The 22498-nt window shown below is 61.1% G+C and carries 18 protein-coding genes and 2 pseudogenes; 9 read left to right on the top strand and 11 right to left on the bottom strand.

Features of this window, described 5'->3' with window-relative positions; genetic code table 11:
- The first annotated feature begins 299 nt into the window (after positions 1-299).
- The 4 genes from JKL46_RS19580 to JKL46_RS19565 all read left to right on the top strand — a co-directional run bounded on the left by JKL46_RS19580 (position 300) and on the right by JKL46_RS19565 (position 3245).
- The gene (locus JKL46_RS19580) at positions 300-557 is read left to right on the top strand and encodes a DUF6894 family protein (RefSeq protein WP_201836186.1); all 258 of its coding nucleotides are present in this window, start codon (positions 300-302) and stop codon (positions 555-557) included.
- Positions 558-950: 393 nt separating this feature from the next.
- Entirely contained in the window at positions 951-1283 is a 333-nt protein-coding gene (locus tag JKL46_RS19575) for a hypothetical protein (RefSeq protein ID WP_201836183.1), read from the top strand.
- A 741-nt stretch (positions 1284-2024) separates the two neighbouring features.
- The gene (locus tag JKL46_RS19570; RefSeq protein WP_201836181.1) at positions 2025-2279 is read left to right on the top strand and encodes a hypothetical protein; all 255 of its coding nucleotides are present in this window, start codon (positions 2025-2027) and stop codon (positions 2277-2279) included.
- A gap of 708 nt (positions 2280-2987) precedes the next feature.
- The gene (locus tag JKL46_RS19565; protein ID WP_201836179.1) at positions 2988-3245 is read left to right on the top strand and encodes a DUF6894 family protein; all 258 of its coding nucleotides are present in this window, start codon (positions 2988-2990) and stop codon (positions 3243-3245) included.
- 36 nt (positions 3246-3281) lie between these two features.
- On the opposite strand, the gene JKL46_RS19560 is transcribed toward JKL46_RS19565, so the two are convergent.
- On the bottom strand, positions 3282-5246 hold the full coding sequence (locus tag JKL46_RS19560; RefSeq protein ID WP_246529418.1) for a PAS domain S-box protein: 1965 nt from the start codon (positions 5244-5246) through the stop codon (positions 3282-3284).
- A 609-nt stretch (positions 5247-5855) separates the two neighbouring features.
- Here JKL46_RS19560 and JKL46_RS19555 point away from each other — a divergent pair.
- The gene (locus JKL46_RS19555) at positions 5856-6503 is read left to right on the top strand and encodes a DJ-1/PfpI family protein (protein ID WP_246529414.1); all 648 of its coding nucleotides are present in this window, start codon (positions 5856-5858) and stop codon (positions 6501-6503) included.
- A gap of 318 nt (positions 6504-6821) precedes the next feature.
- Here the strand turns inward: JKL46_RS19555 and JKL46_RS36885 are convergent, their stop codons facing one another.
- The 4 genes and pseudogenes from JKL46_RS36885 to JKL46_RS19535 all read right to left on the bottom strand — a co-directional run bounded on the left by JKL46_RS36885 (position 6822) and on the right by JKL46_RS19535 (position 10710).
- Complete coding sequence (locus JKL46_RS36885) at positions 6822-7127, bottom strand: group II intron maturase-specific domain-containing protein (protein WP_425493287.1); 306 nt, start codon at positions 7125-7127, stop codon at positions 6822-6824.
- Between the two features lie 478 nt (positions 7128-7605).
- Positions 7606-8363, bottom strand: a pseudogene (locus JKL46_RS19545) (IS5 family transposase).
- Positions 8364-8441: 78 nt separating this feature from the next.
- Positions 8442-9171, bottom strand: a pseudogene (locus JKL46_RS19540) (IS5 family transposase).
- Between the two features lie 138 nt (positions 9172-9309).
- Positions 9310-10710 (bottom strand): FAD-binding oxidoreductase, encoded by a 1401-nt coding sequence (locus JKL46_RS19535; protein ID WP_201836165.1) that lies wholly within the window; start codon positions 10708-10710, stop codon positions 9310-9312.
- A gap of 95 nt (positions 10711-10805) precedes the next feature.
- Between JKL46_RS19535 and JKL46_RS19530 the strand changes: the two genes are divergently transcribed.
- The 3 genes from JKL46_RS19530 (at position 10806) to JKL46_RS19520 (ending at position 14507) form a co-directional block, all read left to right on the top strand.
- Positions 10806-11396, top strand: coding sequence for a TetR/AcrR family transcriptional regulator (locus tag JKL46_RS19530; RefSeq protein ID WP_281399902.1), 591 nt, complete (start codon positions 10806-10808; stop codon positions 11394-11396).
- A gap of 609 nt (positions 11397-12005) precedes the next feature.
- Entirely contained in the window at positions 12006-14054 is a 2049-nt protein-coding gene (locus JKL46_RS19525; RefSeq protein ID WP_201836155.1) for an Ig-like domain-containing protein, read from the top strand.
- 183 nt (positions 14055-14237) lie between these two features.
- The gene (locus JKL46_RS19520; RefSeq protein ID WP_201836147.1) at positions 14238-14507 is read left to right on the top strand and encodes a PKD domain-containing protein; all 270 of its coding nucleotides are present in this window, start codon (positions 14238-14240) and stop codon (positions 14505-14507) included.
- A gap of 193 nt (positions 14508-14700) precedes the next feature.
- Here JKL46_RS19520 and JKL46_RS19515 read toward each other — a convergent pair whose 3' ends face one another.
- From JKL46_RS19515 to JKL46_RS19490, 6 genes are all read right to left on the bottom strand, one after another.
- Complete coding sequence (locus JKL46_RS19515; RefSeq protein ID WP_201836196.1) at positions 14701-15855, bottom strand: alpha-hydroxy acid oxidase; 1155 nt, start codon at positions 15853-15855, stop codon at positions 14701-14703.
- Between the two features lie 213 nt (positions 15856-16068).
- The gene (locus JKL46_RS19510) at positions 16069-17295 is read right to left on the bottom strand and encodes an MFS transporter (RefSeq protein ID WP_246529417.1); all 1227 of its coding nucleotides are present in this window, start codon (positions 17293-17295) and stop codon (positions 16069-16071) included.
- A 181-nt stretch (positions 17296-17476) separates the two neighbouring features.
- On the bottom strand, positions 17477-18985 hold the full coding sequence (locus JKL46_RS19505) for a tripartite tricarboxylate transporter permease (RefSeq protein ID WP_201836143.1): 1509 nt from the start codon (positions 18983-18985) through the stop codon (positions 17477-17479).
- A complete protein-coding gene (locus tag JKL46_RS19500) occupies positions 18985-19449 on the bottom strand; it encodes a tripartite tricarboxylate transporter TctB family protein (RefSeq protein WP_201836141.1) in 465 nt (154 codons plus the stop codon). Before JKL46_RS19500 ends, JKL46_RS19505 begins: the two co-directional genes overlap by 1 nt.
- The gene (locus tag JKL46_RS19495) at positions 19449-20408 is read right to left on the bottom strand and encodes a tripartite tricarboxylate transporter substrate-binding protein (RefSeq protein ID WP_201836139.1); all 960 of its coding nucleotides are present in this window, start codon (positions 20406-20408) and stop codon (positions 19449-19451) included. Before JKL46_RS19495 ends, JKL46_RS19500 begins: the two co-directional genes overlap by 1 nt.
- 43 nt (positions 20409-20451) lie before the next feature.
- The gene (locus JKL46_RS19490; protein WP_201836137.1) at positions 20452-21213 is read right to left on the bottom strand and encodes an IclR family transcriptional regulator; all 762 of its coding nucleotides are present in this window, start codon (positions 21211-21213) and stop codon (positions 20452-20454) included.
- Positions 21214-21368: 155 nt separating this feature from the next.
- Here JKL46_RS19490 and JKL46_RS19485 point away from each other — a divergent pair, with 155 nt between their 5' ends.
- The gene (locus tag JKL46_RS19485) at positions 21369-22436 is read left to right on the top strand and encodes a hydroxyacid dehydrogenase (RefSeq protein WP_210381407.1); all 1068 of its coding nucleotides are present in this window, start codon (positions 21369-21371) and stop codon (positions 22434-22436) included.
- Positions 22437-22498: the final 62 nt, after the last annotated feature.

The following is a 22498-nucleotide window of genomic DNA, read 5'->3' as shown; positions in this document are numbered from 1 at the left end:
TTTTGAGGACGAAGTCCCCGAACTCTGCCAAGGCCCGCTGCTGCTCCAGCAACTCCTCTTGGTCGGTATCGTTTTGGTTGGCCATCTAATCGAGCTTCGCCGTGGTAAGAGGGTGTTTAATTCTCCAAAGGTTGTAGGGTTCCGGATGCCTGAAACGTTCCATAGGAGCATTACACCCCCGTCATGGTCAGGAAGGCTCGCCGTGGGACTGCTGCCAACGCTCTGCACTAAAGCATTTGGGGAACAGGGCATGAGCCCTCCGGCGTTGATGGGTATTGTCCTTGAGCGTCGGAGCGCCCATGCCTCGCTTTTTCTTCGACATCCATGATGGCGAGAAGTTCACGCCCGACCGTGAAGGGCTCGAACTGGAGGGCCTTGCAGCGGCCAAGGCTGAGGCCAAGAAAACCTTGCCCGACATTGTGAAGGAAGAAATGCCGGACGGGGATCGGCGCGACTTTACCGTAGACGTCAAGGACGTGGCCGGACGGATCGTCTGGCGGGTCACGCTTTCACTGGTCGTGGAAAGCTCAGCCCACGACTCAACAGCAAACATCTGAGAGAGAGCCACGGATTGTGCGTAAGTCCAATTTGGAATGCGGCTGCCGCCATCGAAGCAAAAAAAGCGCCCGTCAAAAGCGGGCGCTTTGAGTTTACGGATCCGTAGGGGCAAATAAAACAGATCCGATAAAGATTACCTGCGCACACAAAACCTGTTCTGTCGCTTGCTCATATCGATACGCTCTGCGGCATTTTAACAAGTGCGTTCCGAAATAAGTTTAATTTTCGATTTGCATCTCATTGTCCTGGCAATGTGCATCAGAGAGGCGCATCTATGATCAATCGCTGATTTGTACCCGACGGACGTCAGCGGCTGAGGGAGACCTGCACTCCTGCCAATGCTGCGGAGTTCGGCTATCTCTCATCGCCTGCCTGAAGCGCTGACCAGCCCCATGATCCTGATCAAGGAAGTACAGGCTGCACGGGTTGCAGAGGATAACCGGGCTGTCTATTCCTGCGACCACGCTCCTATGAGCCAAACATCAAACCAGAAAGAGAAGCAGATGCATAAGGGGCTTTTTGAAGATTGCGACGGACCCATTCGAGGCCTGCGTCTACCCCTCAACGCGTGGAATTCCCTTGATCGGGAGAACATTACGACACTCGCTCAACTCGTCGCCATTGCGGACCGGGTTGAGCGGCTCCTAGGCATTGGCGTAAAGACAGCCCTGGCGATCAGGATCGAGCTTGGTCGTATCGCACTCCTTGACGCCCAGTCTCCCTGACCCTTGTCGCCTTCAACGGCTGCGTGTCAGAAGCAGTCTCTTTATGGAACTGTGCGAGCTGCGTGGACAAGATAGAAATAAGTTCAGTGACGCGGTTATCGTTCGCAGCCTTGTCGATCGGCTTGTGTCCCTCCCTGACGTGTTCTTGAGGCTTGCCCAGCAACCTTGATAGCGCCCCTGACCGAATCTTCTTCAGGCGAACCTGTCACGGAAAGGGTTTAAGTTTCGGGGGTGGCCGTGCATCTGTGCCACCCCCTTGGCTCGTTACTCAATTGATTTGGCGTCTCGCCGCCTCTTTGGGCGGCTCTCTCCCTAAACCGCAGGTGCCACTGCTGCCTGCCATTAACCTGAGTTAACCTCTGGCCCTCACGGGCACCAGTCGGAGATTCCCTACGGATTGTTCCGTAAGGTCCATGAGTCACCTGACGCTCCGGTCTCGTCAGGAACTGGCACCTGCCGCACCATCGGCGTGCTGAACAGTTCACGCAGGATTGGTCCAGTGAATGCCTATGGCTTCCTATCCTGCTGATTGACGTGAAATCGAATTCCGAGCCTCGAGTGACAGGGACCGAGTGGATTCCATCCTAAACCGTGAAGGCGGGCGCTCCCGAAAGCCCTCTCGAAGGGAGTACGTAAAGATCCGTCGTAATCCTACCCGTCCCTCAGCACTTGTTAATCCAAGTTAATGCCGGCATCTCTTGGGCCAAGAAGCAAGAACAGCCGGAGGAAGCTATGCCCAATATGTCCCACCAGACCTATCGCATGTATTCGCCAAGCCTCGATGCCATGATGAGAGAAGTTCTCCATACGCTGGGTGACATCGACTTTGCTGCCGAGGTCGAACTGGAAAAGGTTGAGGTGAGTGCCCGCGATCCAAAGCTGAATGAGCACCTCAAAAGCAAGATCAGAGCCGCTCATTGGGAAAGGCGCCAGCCGTATGTGGACCTGCTGGAAACGCTGCGGCGGCAACAGCACCGCCAGTCCTTCGCGGCCTAAAGGTGTCAACGCTGATCGGCTCGCCCGCTCGACTGTTGTAGACAGGCTCCATAGCCGCCGGCTTGGCGCCTAGAAGAGCGGACCGGCGGGAGTGCAAGCGCAGCCAACTCGTACGGACACCTCTGTTTGGCACAGGCATGGTCGCTAGCATCATTCATCACTCAAACCGGAACGAGGAACAATGATCCAGGTTCGTACAGAGCTGGGCTCCCTTATCAGAGCCTGTGAGGACGCAGCCCAGACGCACATTCACTATGCGCGGCACGCCCACACCGAGTTCCAGCGTTCGTTCCATGAGCGGCGCGCGGCCGAGGCGCTCCAAAGGGCTCACAGGTATCGGCAGGAACTCCAACAACTCTCCCATGACAGCTAAGGACACCACGCACCGTGACCGTGTAGGCTCAGAAAACCGCCGAGCGGGTCAGTCGCATGGCCTGAACTTCGCTGGTCCCGATAAGAACGCTCTCGGCTCACCGGCCGGGAGCGGAGGCATTTATGAGAATCCAGGGATCAAAACGCTAGGTTTTCGACACCTCATTCGCCGGCGTGATCTGCGGTCTGATGTCGGTTGAGAGTCTTTCGGATCTGCACCGGCGCCGAAGTAGGGTTGCAGCTTCTAATGCCCCGGCCTTTGCGGATATGTCGTGCGATCCAGTTTACTCTGCTGCCTCCCAGCCGGGGCTGGGCGTCTGCGGGCGGACGCCTATAATGCTCACCCAGCGCAGGTTTCTTGTCATGATGCCCCTGTACTATCTCCACATTCGAAATGGGGACAAGCTTGAGGTGGATCCCGACGGCACAGAGCTGCCCGATCTCGAGGCCGCCCTTGCGGAAGCGGCGAAAGTGGCTCGAGAGCTCGTGGACGAAGTGGATGACCTGGGGCGAGATGCGGTCATCGAGGTTGCTGATGGATCTGGGGAAACAATCCTCACGGTGCCATTCTCAGATGCAGTCCGACCACATTAAAGGTACAGAGCGTGGCGTTTCCAATCACCTGTGTGATCAGCCTTGCCGATCCTGCGGTTTGGGCTGCAAGCCTGCCGCAACTGCAATCTGCACCAACTCCGGAAGATTTTGAGCACCCAGCCGCTCCATGATGCGAGCCCGGTGCGCCTCCACCGTCCGCGGACTGAGCCCAAGCTCGCGTGCAATGATCTTGTTCGTGCCTCCGGCCAGCAGCCCGTCCAGCACCTCCCGCTCACGGGGCGGCAGCGCCGCAATGAGCGCCTTCACGCGCTCGGTGGCCTGATCCTGCTCGGCTCTCTCTCGGATGGTCGCCTGGGCCGAGGCGAGCGCATCGAGAAGCTGCTCGGGGCGATAGGGTACATCGAGGAAATCGACCGCTCCTGCTTTCATTGCCTGGACACCAACCGCAACGTTCCCGCGGGCCTCACCGATCACGATCACTGGTAGGCCCGCACGCCGGGCTTTCAGCTCTCTCGGGATCGTCAGCTCGCCCGCCTCGGGGCTGCGAATATCGAGCACCACACCGCCGGGCACCAGCACCGGCGCCACCTCCAGGAAGGATTGCGCCGAGGCGAACGTCTTCACCTCGTAGCTGGCCCCCTGGAGCAGAAGGCACAGATCGCGACGTGAGGCCTCATTGCTATCGACCACGTAGACTGTCGAGCCATCATGCTGGGTAACATCCTTGGCAATGCCGGCGATCCGTCGAATCTTCTGATCCTCATCAAAGATCGGGAAGCCGGTGGCGTGAATGTGGCGCATGCTCCCGTCCGGGCGAACGATGCGGTACTCCTGGACGACGGTGTCGCCGCGCAGAACCCGCTCGTTCGTCTTGAGCGCGCGCTCGCGGTCTTCCGGATGGAGGGTTTCGACCCATTGGTCACGGTGCTGGAACAGCTCCGCTGACCAGCCCCAAACGCGCTCGATGACGGGGCTGACATACTCCATCTGCAATGTCTCGGCATTCATGATCCAGAGCATGTCGGTCGAGTGCTCGGCGAACTGGCGGAAACGTGCTTCGCTTTCCTGCAGGTCCGTTTCCGCCCGGGCGCGGAGAACTGAGGTCCAGGTGCGTTCGGCTACTTCCTGCACCAGCGTCGCTTCATCGTCACGCCAGTGACGGGGCTCAACCTGGTGGACGAAGAGCGCCGCAACCAGGCGGCCGTCTCGAATGAGCGGTGCGATGATGGTGGCCCGCTTGTTGGCACGGAGAAACGCGGCCGCAACCCGCTCGTCCGCAGTGCGAGCATCGGTCGAGGCATCGTCGATGCGGACCGTCTGTCCCGCCCGCAGCTCGTTCTCAATGAACAGACCGACATCGCTCATGCGGTACTGGCCGACAAAGGTGGGAGTTGCTCCTTCAACCCAGTCGCGTTCGACCGAAAAGGAACTACCGATCTCGCTCAGCTCGGCATATCCGACCCGGCTGGCCTTCAAGTGCCGGCCGAGCAACTCGGCTGCCGTGGCCATAACGCCACGGGCGTCAGGGATTCCGCGCAATCGGGTGCTCAAGTCGACCAGGAACCGGAGCCGCTGCTCACCGAGCACGCGCTCGGTGGTCTCATGGATGACGATGAGGACGCCCCCCACATCGCCGGTCTCGGCCATAACGGGGCTGAACGAGGCATTCCACCAGGTCTCTTCGGGATAACCCTTTCGTTGCACGATCCAGACCGGCACGTCCTGGACGTAAGTTGCTTCGCCGTGACGCGCTTGCGTAACGAGCGGCGAGGCTACATCCCAGATCTCAGCCCAGACCTGTGGCAGGGGCTGCCCAAGTGCCTCCGGTCTGATCCCGCGGAGCGGGAGACAGGCATCGTTGTAGAAGGTGATCAGTTGCTCTCCCCACAGCAGGTAGGTGGGCATTTTGGACCGCAGCATGTTGCTGAGCGTGACGCGGAGTGAGGGGAGCCAGGTCTCAGGGGTTCCAAGCGGCGAGGCTGACCAGTCAAAGGCTTGGATGCGGGCTCCCATGGTGCCGCCACCGGTCAGAAACTGCATGGTGCTCAAGCCGCGGACCTCCTGTCTTCACGGTTGATTACGGCAGTCCAAACTTGGCTATAGTGCGCCGTCCTTTATGCACCCGACGTATAGGCTTGCATTGTTCGACATGGGAACGGCCTAATCGATGGCACGTTCCGTATTCCTACGTCGGAATGTCCCGACATGACCAAGCAGATGTATCGGAGTATTGCTGGGTTACCGGTACCGCGATTTTTGCCCCTACGGGCCGGATCTTGAAGCGCCCCTGCGATGACGGGCGCTTTCTTTTTGCATTCGCGGGAGGTTCGGAGATCCGACCTCACAGAGCTCACGATCAATGACTACACGACGTTTATCGAGTCCTTGGGTTAAGCTCCAGCTCCGAGATAGCGGATCTATCCTCAAGGTCTCTTCTGGGTCAGGCAGTGAAGCACGTTCACTGACAGGAACGTCCGATGTTCCTGTCCGATCCGGAAGTTCGGTCTACTTCGCGAACGTGGCATGAGCGGTCGTTCAGGCAATGGCATACATCCTCAAGAGACCGGTCGGTCGGTCCGTTGCGAACTCTTGCAGTAAGCGTGATGATCAACGGAGATCTCGCGCAGCCCCAGCATGAACGAGAGTAGCATGCCCGACTTCAACCTCGGCTTTGTGATCTATCCTGGGATCACGCAGCTCGATTTCACAGGACCGTTTGAAGTCCTCAGCCGTCTGGGAACGCCTCCATCGCCCACGGTTCCCAGCCGGTTTTCGCAGTCAGCCGTCCACGTGATCGCTAAGACGTTGCAGCCGATTTTGAGTGACCGCGGCCTGGGGATCATGCCCACGTGCACGTTGGCCACCTCTCCTAGGCTCGATCTGATTTGCGTACCTGGAGGAGCCGGCATTGTCGATATGCTCGCCGATGCCGAGACGGGTGAGTTCGTCCGCTCTCAGGGTGAGCAGGCCAAGTACGTGACTTCCGTGTGTACGGGGGCCTTTCTCCTTGGTGTGGCCGGGATGCTTGTGGGTCGTCGCGCTACGACGCATTGGGCCTATGTCGATTTGTTGCCATTGGTTGGCGCCCGCCACGAAATGGCGAGGATCGTGCGCGACGGCAATGTCATCACCTCGCGCGGCGTGTCAGCGGGGATTGACTTCACCTTCAGCGTCGTGGCCGAACTCGCAGGGGCCGAGGTCGCCCAGGCTGTTCAGCTCGCGATCGAGTATGACCCTTCTCCGCCGTTTGATGCCGGCCACCCGACAAGGCGCCTGAACTGGCGATCGCGCTCATGATCCAGCGTAATCACGGCGCTCATGAGGGAATCCGCCGTCGGCTGGAGGCCCAACGGCCCTTGCAATAGATCGCCAGCGAATGTGTACGTGCATTGTTTGATCCATCGGCAGTTGATCGAGATCGATGACGCCGAGAGCGATGTCGATCTCGGGTCAATCTTTTCTGTTCCGGCCTTCCCAACGAACGTCGGCACCCGAGTGTCGAAGCTGACCAAACGCTTAAATCTCAGGGGGTAGAGTCGATGATGGGCGCGGTAGCTTGGTCCATGCGGCAACGCCCCGTTTCCCATCCCCGCTCATCGAACCGGGCGTGCGGCGCTACCGCATCCAACTCTCCGACCAGCTTCGTCGCAAGGCCCACGACGGGGCCGTTCGGGGCAAGCGTTCCAGAGCCAGCACACCGCGTTCACCGTGGATCACGTCGTAGGTGAACCGTCGGTTGCCGCGCCCCTGCACCTTATGCCGTCGGGCAGGGAAGGCACGCACGCGCTCGGTGACGTAGCGGTCCATCCCGCGGAAGGCCGGCCGAGATGTCCCATAGGCGAAGTGGTTCGACGAGCCGCGCAGGGACCTATTCAGCGTGTCGCGCACTTCGTCCCATGGTTCAGTGTGGCCCGGCGCCAGCTACCCTCGCGCATGGCGGGTCTTCCCCGATGACCCGCATCTCCCTTCCGACGTGCCGTGCCCACTACCCCGGCGGATCGAGCGGGTGCGTGTGTTGATTGCTTCCCCGCTCGCACGACCTTCCCCAAATGGCAGGAGGGTCGGCATCCGCATTGTCACGCTCATAGCCTGCTCAGACTTCACTCACGTTACGGCCCATCGGATTGCTCAGCGGCCTTTGTCACGAGGCTTCGGCCCGACCGGTTGCCCGGCCGAACCGCTCGTCGGCTACCAGATCAATCGACAACTCTCTGGGTGGAATCCTCCTCCACCGGTGATCCGCGCCTTCGGGGCGCACTGCCAATTTCGGACGTTGCTTGCATCGCGGCGAATGGCCGGTAACCAAGCGATTTCCGATTGATCATTTGATCCCAGGTGCGCCTCGGCGCGACCGCGCAGCGGCACCTCATCTCCGGGGTCTTGTGACTAGGTAGAGGACTCATTTGCTCCACTCTGTTGTGACGGCGATGAGCGCGAGGCCTGCGAGGTAGTTGCGGGCCAGCCGGTCATAGCGCGTTGCACTGCGCCGCCAATTCTTCAAGCGGCAGAACAGACGCTCGATCAGGTTGCGGCGGCGATAGACTGTGCGATCGAGCGGATACGGCACGGTGCGGTTGGCCGAGGAGGGAATGACCGCCTTGATGCGGTGCTCCTTGAGCCAGCGGCGCAGGCTGTCCACATCGTAAGCCTTGTCTCCGATCAGGCGCTTGGGGCTTGTGACTGCGCTGAGCAGCGGCAGGGCCATGCTGATGTCCGCGATGTTGCCGGGCGTCAGCGCGAACGCGATCGGTCGGCCACGATCATCGGCCAGGCAATGGATCTTCGAGGTGCGCCCGCCGCGGGAGCGCCCAACCGCTTGTTCCCAATCCCCCCTTTTGCGCCGGACGCCGAGCGATGCGCCTTCACGTGCGAGGTATCGATCAACAGTTCCTGCGGCACGCGGCCGGAGCCGGCCACCTGCTCGAACAGGCGCTGCCACAGCCCGCGCCGCGACCATCTGTTGTAGCGATTGTAGACTGTCGTGGCCGGACCATATTCGGGCGGCACGTCGCGCCAGCGGCAGCCGGTCTTGAGCACGTGCAGGATGCCGCTGATCACGCGCCGATCGTCGACGCGCGGCTTGCCCGGGCGGCCATGTGGCAGATGCGGCTCGAGGATAGCCCAGGCTTTGTCGGATAACCAATACAGGCGCGCCATGACACTCCTCCCGATCACCGAGACTCATTCAGAAGGATAAAACCTAAATTGCGCCAATAGTTTGTATGGGTTCCCTACCTAGGCAGCGCACTCATAACTGCGCAGCCATATCCGGGCTGATGCGAGCTTAATGGCAGCGAGGAAGTTGTCCGGGTTCTTATCATATCGCGTGGCGATGCCGCGGAATTGTTTGAGCTTGTTGAAGAAGCGCTCCACGAGGTTTCTGTAGCGATACACAAAGGCGCTGAAGACAAACGAGCCCTTGCGGTTGCTCTTGGGCGGGATGTTGGCCCAGACATCTTGCTCCTGAGCCTGCTCGCGAATGGCGTTGCTGTCGTAAGCCTTGTCAGCCAGCGGGTTGCACCCGGCTTCAGGTTGGCCAACAGTTCCTCGGCGGCGGTGCCGTCATGCGCCTGGCCCGGGGTGAGAGCAATGCGGATCGGTTGCCCTTCGGCATCGACCAGGGCATGGATCTTCGTCGTCAGGCCGCCGCGGGAACGTCCCATGCCACCATCGTGATCCCCTTTTTACCCGTGGCGCCATGCTGATGGACACGAACGCAGGAAGAGTCGATCATGATGAGATCGCCGTCGTAAGCAGCTGAGACCGCCTCCAGAATGCGGTCCCACACGCCGGCCTCACGCCAGCGCACGAAGCGATTGTAGCAGGTGGTGGAGGGCCCATACCGCTCGGGGATGTCGCGCCAGGGCGAGCCAGTGCGGAAGCGCCAGAGGATGCCATTGAGCACGCGGCGGTCGTTCACCCGCGGCACGCCGCGTGGCTTGTTGGGCAACAGCGGCTCGATGATCTTCTACTCGAAGTCAGTCAGCTCATGACGACGCATATGACCCTCCCAGAGGGGAGGTGAATCATCAACGCGCTGCAAATGAAAGGTCCTTTATGGGTTCACGACCTAAGCCGACGAGAGCCAATCTTGCGGCGCTTCTCAGACGATCTTGCCCGGGTTCATGATCATGTCGGGGTCGATGGCGCGCTTGATTGCGACCATAAGATCGACGGCATCCCGGCCATGCTCGGCGACCATGAAATGCTTCTTGCCCTCGCCGATGCCGTGTTCGCCGGTACAGGTGCCATCCATGGCAAGGGATCGCTCAGCGATGCGATCAAGGAAGGCTTTGGTTCGCGCAACCTCGTCGAGGTTCTCCATCATCACGAGAACGGAAGCGTGGAAGTTGCCATCGCCCACATGCCCCACCATGGGCGCGATCAGGCCCGAGCGTTCGATGTCGCGTTTCGTCTCGCGGACGCATTCGGCTAACCGGGAGATCGGTACGCAGACATCAGAGACGACAACCTTTGCTCCGGCGCGGTAGGATCGCAGAGCCCAGAACACATCATGTCGGGCCTGCCACAGCCGCGCACGATCCTCTGGTCGGGGGGCCCACTCGAAGGGCCCTCCGCCGAGATCTCCGGCGATGGCGCCGAAACGCTCCGCTTGCTCCGCGACGCTTGCCTCGGACCCGTGGAACTCCAGAAAGAGATGCGGCCGCTCAGGCATGCAGAGCTTCGAATAGGCATTGCAGACCCGCACCTGCATCTCGTCAAGAAGCTCGACCCGCGCCATCGGTATGCCGGACTGGATCGCCGCGATCGCAGTCTCGCAGCAGGCCTCAATCGAGGGGAACGGGCAGACACCGGCGGAAATGGCTTCCGGAATGCCGTGAAGCTTCAGTGTCAATTCAGTGATAACGCCCAAGGTGCCCTCGGCGCCGACGAACAACCGGGTCAGATCGTACCCGGCGGAGGATTTACGGGCCCGGCGGGACGTCACGACGAGTTCGCCGCTCGGCAGCACGGCTTTCAGCGCCAGGACGTTGTCCTTCATGGTTCCGTAGCGCACGGCGGTGGTGCCGGACGCGCGCGTCGAGGCCATTCCGCCGAGCGAAGCGTCGGCACCGGGGTCTACGGGGAAGAACAGTCCCTGATCACGCAGCATGTCGTTGAGTTGCTTGCGAGTGATGCCGGGTTCGACGACGTAGTCGAAGTCCGCAGCGTGCACCTCGATCACACGGTTCATTTCCCGTAGATCGAGACATAGTCCGCCGAACGGCGCGTTGACATGGCCCTCGAACGAGGTCCCGGTGCCAAACGCGATGATTGGGACGCGATGCCGGGCACAGATACGTACGGCTTGCTGCACGTCGTCCGTCGACCTCGGGAACGCAACCACATCAGGTGGTGTGGCGGCCATCCATGTCGTCGTGTTCGCATGCTGCTCCCGAACTGCCTGCGACAGGCAGAGCCGGTCGCCGAACAAGCCGCTCAGCTCAGCCTGTGCAGCGGCGAGGCTTGAGTCAATGGCGGGCTGCCTGCACGGGTCAACCATGGGCCTGCTCCGAAGACGTTGAATTGTCTGATTTTCTCTCGACAGGCGATTGGAGTAAATTCACTCCTGGGTCTACTTCTTAAGGTTGTACGGCAATGGCCAGATCCGCAGATGCAATACGGTTGAGGATACTTGCATCCGCCTACCGGCTGATCCGGCAGCGAGGCTTCGCCCGGGTGAAGATGAACGACATTGCCGCTGGGGCCGCTGTGACCAAGCGGACCCTCTATCACTACTTCGACAGCAAGGACGCCCTACTTGCGGCGATGCTCGAGGCCCAGCACGAATTCGCGGTAGCCGCCTTTGTTAAGATGATCGACCGTTCAGAGCAGGGACCGGAACACCTCGTCGAGGCGCTGTTCGCTGACCTTGCAGTCTGGTCGGCGACCAAGCATTGGGAAGGATCGGGTTTCACACGGCTTGCGATCGAGCTTGCAGACCTGCCAGGACATCCGGCGCGGCGGATGGCGCGGCAGCACAAGGCAGCCCTGGAGCGCCATTTGACCGACCGCCTGGCAAATTGCAGAATCTTTGAGGCGGCTGCCACTGCCCGCGAAATCCTGCTGCTGACGGAGGGGGCCATGGTGATGATCCTCATCCACGGCGACCGATCCTATGCAAGCGCCGCAGCAGGCGCTGCCCAACGACTGCTGCGATCCCGTCACACGATAGGCGGTTCTGCATGAGGCGGCCTTACTCGAAATGATATAGCTCGCTTTTTTCCGGGAAGGGTGGTCAATGGTGCTCGGAGAAAGACTTAAACTCGAGATATCTTGAAGCCTGCCAAGGACATAAGCCGTTGTTCGCCCCAGCAAACTCGAAGGTCAGACCAAGGTCATCCAGGGAAATCACAGACCGTCCAAGAAGGTCTGTTCGTCCTTCGTCGAGCCGACATTCAGTCTACTTCGCAAATGTGCCAGGAGCCGACCTTGTGCCCACTCGGTGAGACTAATCCATTCGGGCTGTTGCAGATCCTAACTCCCTGCGTAAACTGGGTTTAATCTTGTTATGCGGCTCGGATCAGTAGGTTACAAATCTCGATCCTACCGAATCCATGTTGCTCGTGTAGCCGCAGAGTTCCTGTTAGGATATTTGTCTGCCTGGGTATGACAGGCAAGCTACTTCGCTAAAGCGATGCTGTGCCCAATGAATTGAGCAACGACTATGCGGGCCAGCATGCAGATTGCGCCCGCTATGCCCCTCACCGGTCGAACCCGCCAAGTGTGAAGGAATCCAGCCCAATGTCGGAATAGCCCTGGATGACCTAAGGCAGACATCAAAGGGAGGACCAAGTCATGACGGTCGTCGTAAATGCGTCCACTAATCCTGACATTGATGGCATTCTGTGGGGCTGGGCCTGGGGTGACGGCGGCGCCGAGACGCTGACATACTCGTTCCCAACCGCAACGACCGAATACACCAACGATGGATATGTCGCGATCAACGGCTTCAGCGCCTTTAACGCAGCGCAGCAGACGGCAACCCGCAATATTCTCGCTAACGTCGCGAGCTTCTGTAACCTAACGTTCACAGAAACGACTGCTGCGGGTGCGGAGCTGCGCTTTGCCGACGCGACTGCAATCAACTATACCAACAACAGTTCCGTTGCCACGAACACTGGACTGCACAACGTTCCTACGGCGGAGGCGAACCCACCAGAGCTTGCCTTCAATGGAACTGCACCGTTTTCACCCCTTTATGCTCAGGGAGACAGTTGGTACAACGGCTACACAAATCCACAACTCGGCAGCTTCCAATACGCTGCCGGCCTCATGCACGAGACCGGGCACAATCTCGGCCTGAAGCATGGCCACGTTACTCAAAATGGGCATGGCGTAACATTCCCGACCCTCCCAGCCGATCATGACTCATATGAATACTCAGTGATGACCTATCGCCAGTTTCCGGGGGACAACGCAACCAATGGCGACAACGCGCCAAATCATCCGACCACCTTCATGCAGGATGACATCGCCGCACTTCAATACCTGTATGGCGCGAACTATGGTGCGACTGCGCAGAACGGCAACACGGTGTATACGTGGAGTTCGGCGACCGGAGAGGCATTTATCGACGGCGTTGGGCAAGGCGCACCATCAGCGAATTTCGTGCTCATGACGATCTGGGATGGCGGCGGCACTGACACTTACAATCTCTCCAATTACTCCACCGATCTCTCCATCGATCTCAATCCGGGGGCCTGGACGATCTTCGATACAAGTGCCGCCCAGGCACAGCGTGCCGATCTGGGGAACAACGGATCCGGGGGTGCCGAGTATTTCGCACGCGGCAACGTCGCCAACGCCTTGCTTTTCCAAGGCGACACCCGGTCACTGATTGAAAACGCCATTGGCGGCCTGGGTGACGACGCGTTCAACGGCAACTCCGCCAATAACGGCTGGACTGGCGGCACCGGCAACGACACAGCCGATGGGGCGGGAGGCACTGACACGGCGATCTTCAGCGGCGCCAGGGCGGACTACAAAACGTCGCTGATGGGCACCTCGGTGCAAATCGCGGATCTGCGCCTGGGAGGTCCGGATGGGACCGATGTTCTGTCGAACTTTGAGTTCTTCCAGTTCAGCAACCGAACCTACACTCTTGCCGAGGTCCTCAATCAGCCGCCGGCGGCTGCTTCCGACAGCAACGGGATTGCCAAGAACTCTACGCTGACCGTCCAAGCCGCCACGGGGGTTCTCGCCAATGACTCCGACGACAACAATCAACTGGTCGTCAGCGCAGTCGAAGGGGCCCAGGGCAATGTCGGCCGGGTCCTGACAGGAACTTATGGTTCTCTCACCCTCAATGCCGATGGCAGCTATGTCTACGTGGCAAACAAGGGCAGCCTCCCTCCCAAGATCGTCGCGCAGGACGTTTTTACCTATACGGTCTCCGATGATATCGGCGGCACCGATACGGCGACGCTCAGCATCGTCGTATTCAATCCGGGGGCACGTTATGCGTCCGGAGCAAATACCACGCTTGCCGGCGGGAACGGCCAGGACGTGCTCGATGGGTCAGCAGGCAACGTGGTCGTAAGGGGCGGCAACGGCCCCGACGTGCTGATTGGCGGGAATGGCAATACTCTTACCGGCGGCAACGGGCCTGATACCGTCCTGCTGCGTCCGGGCTTCGGTACGAACATCTTCACGGATTTCAATCTCAATAACGATGCGATCCAGTTCGACCGATCCATCTTCGCGACCAGCGCTGAGCTGTTCTCGCATACTTTGAATACCGCAGCCGGAGCAGTCATCGATGACACAAACGGAAACACGTTGACCCTTTCCGGCGTGACGCTCGCGCAGATGCAGGCCCATGCAAACAGCTTCTACTTCGTCTAGAAAAGGGCACATCATCAACGCGTGCCAATTACCGGCGCATGCAACGGCACCGGAGCGCCACGTAGGAGGGGAGATATGCGGTTTGGACGGCGCGACTTCCGGGCGAGATCATGCGCCGCCCTTCTCTTCTGCTTAGCAGCTCCGGTCTCCATCGGTGGACCGGAGGCACAGACGCGGCCAGCCATGCAATTAAAGGTTATTCCAACGTCCGGTCCTGCACCTCTTGCGGTTGAATTCACGGGCACCGGCTCCGGACACGTCGAAGGCGTCATGCTTCTTGATTTCGGTGATGGTCATATGGACGATTCTATCCCAACGATCCGCGGCTTCGAGCGTGTCCACACCTATACGGCGCCAGGAACCTATAGAGTTGAACTCAAAAGCGGCGCTTATGGCGGGCAGCACCCGGCAAAGCTGACCACCGTGGCAACCGTTACAATCGTTGTTCGATGAAAATACTGCGGATCGCAGAGCAGGCTCGGAAACCTGTGTGTCCCGGAAGGACCGCTTCGGGTCAACGAGGAACGAACAGAAAACGAAATGAAGGTCGGCTTACCGCATCAGGACCAGACCAAAGCGTTTCTTCCGAGAGGTGCCAGTTCCGGACTTTCCCACCAGTCCGGCACATTGCGAAGACCTCTCAAGTTCAGTCCCCATCCACGCCACTGAGCCTCAGCAGCCGACCCGAACGCAGCTCGCTGAGCGCGTTGACTCCTAGAAGACCCATGTTCCGGCTGATCTCGGCCGAGAGAATGTTGATGGCATGGCTGACACCTGCCTCGCCTCCTATTGCAGCCGCATAAACGAACGGACGGCCGACGAAGACGAATTTCGCACCAAGAGCGATTGCCTTCAGTACGTCGGAGCCTCGCCGGACACCGCCATCCATCATGACGGGGATCGAGTCTCCGACAGCGTCTGCAATGGCTGGCAGGGTCCGAAGGGGCGAGACTGCCCCGTCGAGTTGCCGGCCGCCGTGGTTCGAAACGACAATGCCATCGACACCACTGTCCCGGGCGATGCAGGCATCCTCCTGGGCCATGATGCCCTTGACGACCAAGCGTCCCTTCCAACGGTCCCGGATCAATTCGAGATGGCGCCAGTTGAGATGGTCCTTGGCCCCGAAGTCCCGCATCACGCTCTTGGCGAGTATCGGCGCTCCGCGCGTCGCATAGGAATTCTCGAAATGCGGCATGCCGTGCTTCAGCAGCGTGCGCAAAAACGTGTTCAGCGTCCAATTCGGGCGGGTCATGCCATCCCAGGCCAGGCGCAGGCTCGGCCGAAGAGGCGTGGAGAAGCCGCTCCGAACGTTGTTCTCGCGATTGGCCAGCACTGCCGTATCCACGGTCAGCACGAGTGTTCCGAACCCTGCCCGCTCGACCCGCTCGAGCAGTCCGAGGATCCGGTCAGGTTCACCCGGGAGATAAGCCTGGAACCAAGCCGCAGGGTTCTCCTCGGCGACCTCCTCCAGCCGGATGAGGGAAGACCCACTCATCACCATCGGGATGTTCGCCTGCGCGGCTGCCCGCGCCAGGACTAGATCGCCACGGTAGGCCGACAGGGCACTAATCCCCATCGGAGCGATCCCGAACGGGGCCGCGTACGAGCGACCGAGCAGTTCGACCTTCTGCGTTCGCTTGGACACGTCGACCAGCACACGCGGGACGAAGCCGAACTCCCCGAACGCCGACCGGTTGTCGCGAAGGGAGGCATTGGTCTCGGAGGCCCCCGACACGTATCCGAAGATCGGTCGCGGCAGGTGTCGCCGTGCCGCGATCTCGAAGTCGTCGAGTGCGAGCATTCGGCGGAGGCGCCGCGGAAGAGCGGCGGGAGGCGTTCGCACGATTCCCTTGACCGGGGTCGATTCCAGGTCCGTCGAGGAACGCTCCATGCCGCGCGGCGTGTCAGAAGTTGCCATGGAAGTTTTCTCTCCAATCACTGATGAATGAGGAATGGCACAATGTCCTGGCGAAGAACCGTGGCACTTCGAGTGCCTGACGTTCCGTTGTCGTGCTCATGGATCGAGGCTCTTCAGGATGACCTTGCCGCGGGCATAAACGATCCCGCTGAAGGCAAAGGTCACGGCCGCTCCGACCGACAATGGCTCCCGCAGCCCTGTCAGATCGGATAGTGTCCCGATAGCTAGGGCGCCGAGAGCGGGCGCGCCGCGGAAGATCATGCTGTGAAGGGCGAGAAGCCTGCCCCGCAGATGGTCAGGCACGGCGAGCTGGATCACGGTCTGATTGGCGATCCCGCTCACGACCATACCGAAACCCAACGCAAACAGGGCAAGGAGCCCGAGCCACACTTGATGTGCGAGAGCTGCAACGAGCAGTGCCACGCCCATCACCAATCCAATGAACAGCGCCATCGTGGCCAGAGCCCTGGGGTCAGCCTGTCGGCTGAGCCAGATCGCGCCCACCAGGGAGCCGAGACCGGTCGTGGATGTCATGAGGGCAAACCCGGTCGCGTCGGACCCGAACAGGGCTGCGTAGCCCGGCATGAGTTCGAGAATGGGCCGGACGCACAAAGAGACCACCGTCAGCATCAGGAGCATTGCGCCAAGGCCGACATGCCCGACCGCGAAGCGCCAGCCCTCGACAACGGACGTCATCAGGCCGCGGCTGGTGGACGGGATCTGGTCTATGGAGGCCAGGCGAATGCGGGCAAGCGTCCATGAGAAGACCGCGAATGTCCCGAAATTGATCACGAACGCCAGCGTGAGGCTGCCCTTCGCGATCACGAGGCCAGCGATGGCAGGACCGATGAAACGGGCGGTGTTGAATACAATGGAATTGACGGCAACGGCGCTGACCAGGTTTTCGCGTCCGACCAGACCGGGGAGGAGCGCCATCCGGAAAGGCTGGTTGAAGGCCGTGATAACTCCGCCGATCAGGGCTAGCACCAGGATCAGCCAAGGCGAGAGCGACCCAAGGGCGCTGAGGCCGGTGAGCAAGCCCGCATGCACCATGAGCAGGGCCTGGCTGATTCTCGTGACCCTGAGCCGATCGGAGCGGTCGGCCATGGCGCCAGCCAGCGGCGTGACGAGAACCATCGGAAACAGGTCGGCGAAGGCAACGGCGCCGAGCCATGCCCCCGAGCCAGTCAGTTCCCAGACGAGCCATGCGAGCGCGACCCGCTGAACCCATGTGCCGACGAGCGAGAAGACATTGCCGATTGTGAAAATGCGATAGTTGGGCTCGCCCAATGCCGCGCGGACGCCATGCCATCCGTTTCGCATCACTACACCCGCTCCAATGCGGAGACTCCACAGGCACACGGGAGACGCAGTGCCTTCATACGGACCGAACCGAGACGTGTCTGATTTTCCGGGACCGATTGAATGGTCCGGCAAGTCGAATCCAACCACTGATCGCCTTGCCGGGCCAGGTCTCAAGCTGAACGCACCATGGCCGAGTGCTTCAGACTTCCTCTTCGACGAAAGCTTCCTCACGAGTCTTGCGGATGGCTGGGACCAGCAGCAGGACGAACAGGGCCGCGGAGGCAATCAGCAGGGCAAGGCTTATCGGCCGCTCGATGAAAACGCTCGGGCTTCCCTGCGAGATCAGCATCGCCCGCCGCAGGTTCGTTTCCAGCAGAGGCCCAAGGACGAAACCGAGCAGGAGCGGTCCCGGCTCGCACTTCGCCTTGCGGAAGAGATACCCCAGGAAGCCGAAGCCGACGGCAAGGGCGACATCGAAGGCCCGGTTGCTGACGCTGTAGACGCCGACGCAGCAGAACAGAAGGATCGCCGGGTACAGGAGACGGTACGGCACCGTCAGCAGCTTGACCCACAGGCCAATCAGCGGAAGGTTGATGACCAGCAGCATGAGGTTGCCGATCCACATGCTGGCGATCAGCCCCCAGAACAGATCCGGCTGGTTGTGCATGACGGAAGGCCCAGGCGTGATGCCGTGGATCGTCATGGCGCCCAGCAGCATGGCCATCACCGCATTTGAGGGAATCCCGAGGGTCAGCAACGGAATGAACGACGATTGGGCGCCAGCATTGTTGGCCGCTTCCGGGCCAGCCACCCCTTGAATGGCGCCCCTGCCGAATTGTTGCGGCTGACGCGAGACCTTCTTCTCGAGGGTGTAGGCGCTGAACGCACTCAGCGTCGCCCCGCCACCGGGAAGAATGCCGAGGAACGTGCCGAGAGCCGTGCCGCGGATGACCGCAGGCCATGCCTGGCGGAAGTCCTCGCGCGTCGGCCAGAGGCGCGTGATCTTGGATGCGATCAGGCCCCGGGATTCCGGGCTCTCCAGGTTGACGATGATCTCGGAGATGCCGAAGAGACCGACGGCGATGACGACGAACTCGATGCCGTCGAAAAGCTCGACAGCCCCGAAGGTAAGGCGCTCGGAACCGCTGTTCACGTCGGTGCCGACCCAGCCGAGGAGAAGGCCAATGCCGATCATGCCGATGGCCTTGATCACCGAGCCGCTGGCGAGAACCGTCGCGCACAGCAAGCCGAAGATCGTGAGCGAGAAGTATTCGGCAGGCCCGAACGAAAGCGCGAAGCCTGCCAGCGTCGGCCCCGCGATCGCTAGGCCGATGGTCGACACCGTCCCGGCGAAGAACGACCCGAGTGCAGCGATGGCCAGAGCCGCGCCCGCCCGGCCCTGCTTGGCCATCTGATAGCCGTCGAGCGCGGTCACGACCGATGATGCTTCGCCTGGCAGGTTCACCAAGATCGCGGTCGTCGATCCTCCATATTGCGCGCCATAGAAGATGCCCGCGAGCATGATCAGTGCCGCCAGCGGCGGCAGGAAGAAGGTGATCGGCAGGAGGATCGCCAGGGTGGCCGTCGGGCCGATGCCCGGAAGCACGCCGATCAGCGTGCCCAGCAGGGCGCCAATGAGACAAAACAGGAGATTGGTCGGGGTGGCAGCGGTGCTGAACCCGAGAATGAGTGAATCAAGGAATTCCATCAGAACGGCCCCAACTGCATCTGGACGCCAAGTCCAACGATGAAAACGAGGATGCCGAAAATCGTCAGCACCACGATGGAGGCAGCAATCTCGCGAAGGCGCGACTCGGGATCAGCCAGGCTGCCGATGCCGATGAGCCACGCGGCCGCGATGACAAAGCCCAGAGATCCCGCTGCGTAGGCAAATCCGCCCACCGCGACGAGAATGATCAGGAGCGGGCGCAGGCGAACGACACCGAGCGGTTCGCGGGAGCGCAGCAGTCCCATGATTGTCACCGCGAGGCCGATCAGCAGGATCAGGCCTGAGACGATCAGCGGAAGGTAACCCGGACCCATCATGGCGGCCGTTCCCATCCTCAGGTCGCGCCCGGCCCAAAGGCCGAGCGCTCCCACGACGATGAAAATCATGCCAGCAAGAAGATCAGGATGGTTACCCTTCCGCCCGAGTTCCGAGCGGTTGGCCATTACTGCACCCAGGGTGTCTTGTTCCAGATGTCCTGGAACGATTGCAGGCGCTTCGGCATCTGCTGCTCCCATTCCTCGCCCGACAGATAAGCGAGCGGAAGGGCGAGCTTCTTGGCCTCTTCCTTGAACTCAGGGCTCTCGACGACCTTCTTCACCGCTGCCGAGAACTTGGCACGGATGTCCGCCGGCACGTCCCGGCGTGCCGCCAGACCGCGCTCCGAGCTCATGAACACCTCGAAGCCCTGCTCCTTGGCGGTCGGAACGTCCGGCGCCTCGGGCGACCGCTTGTCGCCGAACGTGACCAATGGACGAATGGTGGTCAGGTCGCCACCAGCGAACTCGCTGACGTTCAGGCCGCCCGTCGTGATATGGCCGCCGAGAAGAGCCGTTCTTGTCTCGCCAGCACCGGGGAACGGGACGTGGGTCAGCGTCACACCGGCCGCCTGCTCAAGCAGGATCATCGCAAGGTGATCATCGGTGCCGACGCCGGAGCTGCCGACCGACACAGACCCTGGTTTCGCCTTGGCCTGCTCAACCAGGTCCTTGACCGACTTGATCGAGGAGTCGGACTTCACGACAAAGGCCGTCGGATCGTCGACAATGCGCGCCACGGCCTGGATGCTCTTCGGGTCATACCGCAGCTTGCGCTGCACCTGCATCGACAGGTAGCCGGGCGTGTTGATGAACGAGAAGGTATAGCCGTCCGGCTTGGCCTGGGAGAGATAGGTATAGGCGATCTCGCCCGAAGCACCGGGCTTGTTGACGATCACGGTCTTCGCGCCGAGCTCCTTCTCCAGGAACGGCTGCATCGCGCGAGCCATGACGTCGGTGCTCCCGCCCGGCGCGAACGCCACGACGATCTCGATGGGACGGTCTTTCGGCCACTCGGCATGAGCGGCACTCGCGGTGGCGCTCACGGCGAGCGCGCCGACACAAAGCGTTTTAAGAACCTTCAACACAGTTTCCTCTCCTTATGATCACTGGTGATCGGGTTTATTCGCCTCAGGCGCGGGTTGATGCGCGTAGCCTGCGGGTCGAATGGTGGCTCTCGGTCTTGCCGCCGAGCTGTCGTGTGAGTTCGTCCGCGATGGATCGCAGCGGCTCGAGATGGCGGGCGACGGCGTGGGTGTCGATGCGGCCTGTCGGGCCCGCCACGCCAAGGACCCCGATGACTTCCTGGCCATGCCCGAATACCGGACAGGCAATGCTGGCAACCTGCGGGTCGCGCTCGCCGAACGTCGCGTAGAAGCCGTCGCGACGGATCTGATCGTAAGGCTCTCCGGGTTCGCCGCTGAAGGCGAGGAGCACGCGTCCCGGCGCGCCGCGGTCAAGCGGCAGCAGATCGCCGGTCCGTGCGCGGTGGCCGATGGATTGCGGTGAATCCACGCGGAACAGGCAAAGTCGCTTGTCACCCTCTTGAACATAGAACGCGGCGCTTTCCCCGGTCTCCTGAGCGAGCCGGCGCAGGGCCGGCTGGACGTAATCCTCGATCCGGAAGCTGGCCTGGTACATAGCGCCCAACCGGGCAAGCTTCGGTCCGAGGCGGAAGGTTGCGTCGTCGTTGCGGACCAGGTAGCCGGCCCGGGCGAGCGACTTCGTAAACCGCAGGACCGTTGGCTTGGACAGGCCAACGCGACGTGCCAGCTCCGCCAAGCTCAAGGATCGGTCATCGGCGGTGAAGGCATCGAGCACGGCCAAGGCCCGCTCGACGGCGATCACGCCACCCTCTTCCCGCGCTTCGATGTCCAAGGCCTGTCGTGGCATGATCGTTTCACTCTGCGTAACGCTATTTGCCACTATGAAATATCCCGGAAATGTGCTTTTGTCAAAGCGCTCCGTCAAGCAAGAAAATTTCGCGAGGCGGTATTCTTTAGTCGATCAGCTTTTAAGGGCCGCGGTCCCGCGTTGCGGAACCGTTCATGGGACAGGCCGCGATATGGGAGACGGAAGTGCTGGGAAATCAGCCAAAGGAAGAAGCGTCAGACACGCTGCCATCAATCCGAAGCCGGGCCGTGCTCGTCACTGGCTCGACCCTTGCCGGGGACGCTACCGCCAACTTGGAGGCGCACGGTCTAAAGGCCCATTATTGCAAGCCCTATGCGTCGGCAGAAGACATCGCGCAGCTCGCGGCGGACCTTCAGATCGAGGGGTTGATCGTCCGGCAGGGACAGATCGATGAGACCGTCATCGCGGCCTCGTCCCGCCTCAAGGTCATCGCGAAGCATGGCACGGGCGTCAACAACATCGATCTCGAGGCCGCAGCTCGGCGCGGCATTCCGGTTCTCCGGGCGCTCGGTGCAAATGCACGGTCGGTGGCCGAGCACGCCGTTGCCCTGTCGATTGCCTTGCTGAAGGACCTCGTGCCGCTCGACCACGCCGTCAAAGGCGGCGAATGGCCCAAGGCCAGCTACGTCGGACGCGATCTTGCGGGGGCAAAGCTGGGACTGGTGGGCTTCGGCGCCATCGGACAGGAAGTCGCCACGCTGGCGCGGGGGCTCGGGATGTCCGTTTCGGTCTTCGATCCATACACTACCGGCCTGCCGCAGGGTGTCAGCCGTGAAACCGATCTCGACGATCTCCTGGCAACGTCGGATATCGTCAGCCTGCACTGTCCGCTGACGAAGGAGACACGTCATCTCATCAATGCGGAACGCCTCGGCCGAATGAAGCGGGACGCCTTCCTCGTGAACACCGCCCGTGGGGAAATCGTCGATGAGGCAGCCCTGGCGGCTGCCTTGCGAAACGGAACCATCGCGGGAGCGGGTCTCGACAGCTTCGCCGAGGAGCCGCCGCCGAAGGACAGCCCACTCTGGTCACTGCCGAACATCATCGTGACGCCGCATACGGGCGGAGCGGCAAGAGGCGCCATGCGGGCTATGGCGGAGACCGCCGCACGCCACATCATCAGCGTCCTGGATGGCGATGGACCCGATCTCAGAAGCGTCGCCAACCCGACCTTCCAAGATGCAGCATCCGCTGCGCGCTAACCGAACCGACACGACGCGGCCCACTCATGCCGGTTCCCGTGTCGCGTCCGGAACCATTCAAC

The sequence above is a fragment of the Microvirga zambiensis WSM3693 genome, from assembly GCF_016735695.1.
Taxonomy (GTDB): domain Bacteria; phylum Pseudomonadota; class Alphaproteobacteria; order Rhizobiales; family Beijerinckiaceae; genus Microvirga; species Microvirga zambiensis.
This window is presented reverse-complemented; position numbering and strand designations above follow the sequence as displayed.

Excerpts from the sequence above, each read along its gene's own strand:
- JKL46_RS19580 (WP_201836186.1), top strand. The coding sequence starts at position 300 with ATGCCTCGCTTTTTCTTCGACATCCATGATGGCGAGAAGTTCACGCCC.
- JKL46_RS19575 (WP_201836183.1), top strand. The coding sequence starts at position 951 with ATGATCCTGATCAAGGAAGTACAGGCTGCACGGGTTGCAGAGGATAAC.
- JKL46_RS19570 (WP_201836181.1), top strand. The coding sequence starts at position 2,025 with ATGTCCCACCAGACCTATCGCATGTATTCGCCAAGCCTCGATGCCATG.
- JKL46_RS19565 (WP_201836179.1), top strand. The coding sequence starts at position 2,988 with ATGCTCACCCAGCGCAGGTTTCTTGTCATGATGCCCCTGTACTATCTC.
- JKL46_RS19560 (WP_246529418.1), bottom strand. The coding sequence starts at position 5,246 with ATGCAGTTTCTGACCGGTGGCGGCACCATGGGAGCCCGCATCCAAGCC.
- JKL46_RS19555 (WP_246529414.1), top strand. The coding sequence starts at position 5,856 with ATGCCCGACTTCAACCTCGGCTTTGTGATCTATCCTGGGATCACGCAG.
- JKL46_RS19535 (WP_201836165.1), bottom strand. The coding sequence starts at position 10,710 with ATGGTTGACCCGTGCAGGCAGCCCGCCATTGACTCAAGCCTCGCCGCT.
- JKL46_RS19530 (WP_281399902.1), top strand. The coding sequence starts at position 10,806 with ATGGCCAGATCCGCAGATGCAATACGGTTGAGGATACTTGCATCCGCC.
- JKL46_RS19525 (WP_201836155.1), top strand. The coding sequence starts at position 12,006 with ATGACGGTCGTCGTAAATGCGTCCACTAATCCTGACATTGATGGCATT.
- JKL46_RS19520 (WP_201836147.1), top strand. The coding sequence starts at position 14,238 with ATGCAATTAAAGGTTATTCCAACGTCCGGTCCTGCACCTCTTGCGGTT.
- JKL46_RS19515 (WP_201836196.1), bottom strand. The coding sequence starts at position 15,855 with ATGCTCGCACTCGACGACTTCGAGATCGCGGCACGGCGACACCTGCCG.
- JKL46_RS19510 (WP_246529417.1), bottom strand. The coding sequence starts at position 17,295 with ATGCGAAACGGATGGCATGGCGTCCGCGCGGCATTGGGCGAGCCCAAC.
- JKL46_RS19505 (WP_201836143.1), bottom strand. The coding sequence starts at position 18,985 with ATGGAATTCCTTGATTCACTCATTCTCGGGTTCAGCACCGCTGCCACC.
- JKL46_RS19500 (WP_201836141.1), bottom strand. The coding sequence starts at position 19,449 with ATGGCCAACCGCTCGGAACTCGGGCGGAAGGGTAACCATCCTGATCTT.
- JKL46_RS19490 (WP_201836137.1), bottom strand. The coding sequence starts at position 21,213 with ATGCCACGACAGGCCTTGGACATCGAAGCGCGGGAAGAGGGTGGCGTG.
- JKL46_RS19485 (WP_210381407.1), top strand. The coding sequence starts at position 21,369 with ATGGGACAGGCCGCGATATGGGAGACGGAAGTGCTGGGAAATCAGCCA.